Annotated in this window: 1 protein-coding gene and 4 pseudogenes; 3 read left to right on the top strand and 2 right to left on the bottom strand. The window is 56.8% G+C overall.

What is annotated here, in order from left to right; translation table 11 throughout:
• Positions 1-710: 710 nt before the first annotated feature.
• The 3 pseudogenes from D3227_RS40090 to D3227_RS40080 all read left to right on the top strand — a co-directional run.
• A pseudogene (locus tag D3227_RS40090) lies at positions 711-1352 on the top strand (ABC transporter substrate-binding protein); the annotation flags it as partial.
• A 268-nt stretch (positions 1353-1620) separates the two neighbouring features.
• Positions 1621-1854: pseudogene (locus D3227_RS40085) on the top strand (IS110 family RNA-guided transposase); the annotation flags it as partial.
• Between the two features lie 183 nt (positions 1855-2037).
• Positions 2038-2166: pseudogene (locus D3227_RS40080) on the top strand (integrase); the annotation flags it as partial.
• Here the strand turns inward: D3227_RS40080 and D3227_RS40075 are convergent.
• A pseudogene (locus D3227_RS40075) lies at positions 2166-2309 on the bottom strand (IS630 family transposase); the annotation flags it as partial. The pseudogenes D3227_RS40080 and D3227_RS40075 sit on opposite strands and share 1 nt — an antisense overlap.
• A gap of 117 nt (positions 2310-2426) precedes the next feature.
• Positions 2427-2669: hypothetical protein (locus D3227_RS42475; protein ID WP_208646626.1), on the bottom strand; the 243-nt coding region annotated here is incomplete at its 5' end.

Raw genomic sequence — 2669 nt, 5'->3', positions numbered from 1 at the left:
TTTGTCCGTCACCAACAAGCCCCTGACGATCAGCACCCTTCCAGCGACGAGCAGACAGGGCAAAAGCCCCATCCTCTCGATCCCTCCTGGTAAAAAATACAAAGCGGCCCCATCGGGCCGCTTTCTCTCTCCACAATCCTCGGCACCATTTGTCCGCGCTTTCTCGCAGCCGTTAACATCACATTCTCTGTCGCCGACGCGGGTTGGCGAACGCATTGCCTGGTGGGGAATTCAGAGGCGTCACGGCCTTTGCCACAGGTACGATAATATACCAAATATTCGATATCTAGATCACATTCATGGCGATCTGCGCTCTGGCGGGAGAATTTGAGTGCTTGGGAGTACCGTAAGCATGGACGTTGACGCTGGGGCAGCATTTGCGGATATCGAGGTGGGGCAGCACGGCAAGATCAGTGCATTCAAGCTGCATGCTGCGGGCTCATCATCCTGCGGGTGTTCTCGACGATCTCCCCAGGGCATAGCCGAGCGTCGGATTGATCTTCAGTCCTACCCTCAATTGTCGCCAGTTTTCGCGGCACGACGACTGCCGCGAGCGCGGTACTGGAATTCATTTGCCGGCCGGCTACCGCCTTGCGCGGTATGTCGGGTCAGTCATCGTTGATGATTACCATCCACCGGTTCATGACAACAACTTTAGAAGCAGGCAGCATTAACAGCAGGCGGTAGCAACAAAGAAAGGGGCTTTGAACATGACAATTACCCGACGCAGCTTGATAAAATCAGGCATAGTTGCCGGAGCGGCGTTATCATTGCCGTCGATCCTTCGGGCGCAGACATCATCAGGTGAAGCTAGGACGGTCGGGATGGTGATGTCAGATCTCACCGTCTACGATCCGATTCTATCCACGGCTGACATCACAAGCATGCATGGCTTAGCGATTTACGATACGCTATTCGCGCTCGACTCCAAGCTTGTGCCACAGCCGCAAATGGTGGCGAATTGGAAGGTTTCCGAGGACAAGAAGACCTATACCTTCGAGCTACGGGATGGCCTGGGCTTTCATGATGGCGCACCCGTCACCGCGGCGGACTGTGTCGCCTCGATCCGCCGCTGGGGCCAGGTGGACGCTGGTGAAAAACTGATCATTGAGCGGGCCAGCGATATCGCGAAGACGGGCGAGAAAACCTTCACAATCGCTCTCAAAGAGCCACTCGGGATACTCCTCGATAGTCTCGCGGAGGGACTTTACCTACCTATCATGCGGGAGAAAGATGCAGATCGTCCCGCTACTGAGCAGGTGACCTCGGCTATCGGATCCGGGCCGTTCAAGTTCAATAAGGATTTGGCCAAGCCGGGCGCGAGTTTCACCTACGACCGCAATGAACAATATGGTAATTACATGGGGTAATCGCGGGAGCCGCGTCCACGTGCCCGCTTTGTAGCCCTTGCGCATAGGCGGCGGTTGTTCCCCGATATGATGAAAATGGGCTCACGAGTCGGACCCGGGCCCAGCAGCAATCGGAGAACAACAACCATGGACCAATTTATCGGCCTTGATGTGTCATTGAAAGATGGAGTGGTTGCCGCCCTCCCCAGATGGCATCGCAATGTGCCAAGATAGTGGTGTTTACAGCCACTGAGCGGAAAGGACGGCAACCGTGACGAAAGATACAATGATCGGGGTGGATTTGGCAAAGACGGTTTTTCAGCTCCACGAAGCGTCGATGACGGGAGAGCTGAAGTTCCGGAAGAAATTGTCACGGGGGAGTTTTGCCAAATTTATGGCCGATCAGCCGCCAGCGGTGATCGTGATGGAAGCCTGTGGCAGCGCGCATTATTGGGCCCGCGAGATGAGCAGGTATGGCCATGAGGTGAAGTTGATCGCCCCTCACCTCGCCATAACTTGACTTGGACTAACCCGCTCCGCCATGGCGGAGCGGCAAGGGGGGTGTACGCCGACGGCGCGGTCTTGATGGCGTCCTCTGTCGTGCCGGTCAGGCGTTCAATAGGAGCTCCAACTGCGCGAGCATGGGGTGGCTGCTTGCAGCCCATTCCATCGGACAAAGGAGCTTGTCATGACCCAACTTCGGCAACGCATGAGCGAGGACATGCAGGTGCGCAACTTCGCGCTCAACACCCAGCTCTCCTATCTGCAACAGGTGTCGCTATTCGCCCGCCACTTCGGCAAGTCGCAGCCAGCGCTGTCCACGGTGCCGATGCCGTCGGCGCTCAGCAAAACGATCCCGGCGCGCCAGACATACTTCTGCGGCGCATTGCGATCCCTGAGCCGTGCCGTCAGGCGCTGGCGATCGATCGGCGAAACGGTCCAGGATATTCCTGTGCGCATGCGGCAGACTCGCACGTGCGCAACCCAAAGGGAATCCCAAGCAGGACTCTTCTGTCAGATGAGAACCACTAGCCCGTCTTATGCACGACGACCCTCTGAGAGGCTGGCGGATGTAGCTTAAGCGATTGATGTGGCGTAGGATTTTGGTGCTGAAGCCATTCCTGTCGCCCACATCTTGCGAGCCACACCCGCCATGACCGACGATACGTTGCTGCCGTGAGGCCGGTAATTTTTCTGGGGTTGAGCACGGATTGTTAGGCCCGAGCAGTTCATCACCGTCGCTTTGTTCGGAGAAGCAACGATGGCGGTGGAGTGGACAATTACAATCGAGGGAAAGAGCGAGTTCGGCGACGTTTGTCG

It is taken from the genome of Mesorhizobium waimense, assembly GCF_003601975.1.
In the GTDB taxonomy this organism is placed as follows: Bacteria; Pseudomonadota; Alphaproteobacteria; order Rhizobiales; family Rhizobiaceae; genus Mesorhizobium; species Mesorhizobium waimense.
This window is presented reverse-complemented; position numbering and strand designations above follow the sequence as displayed.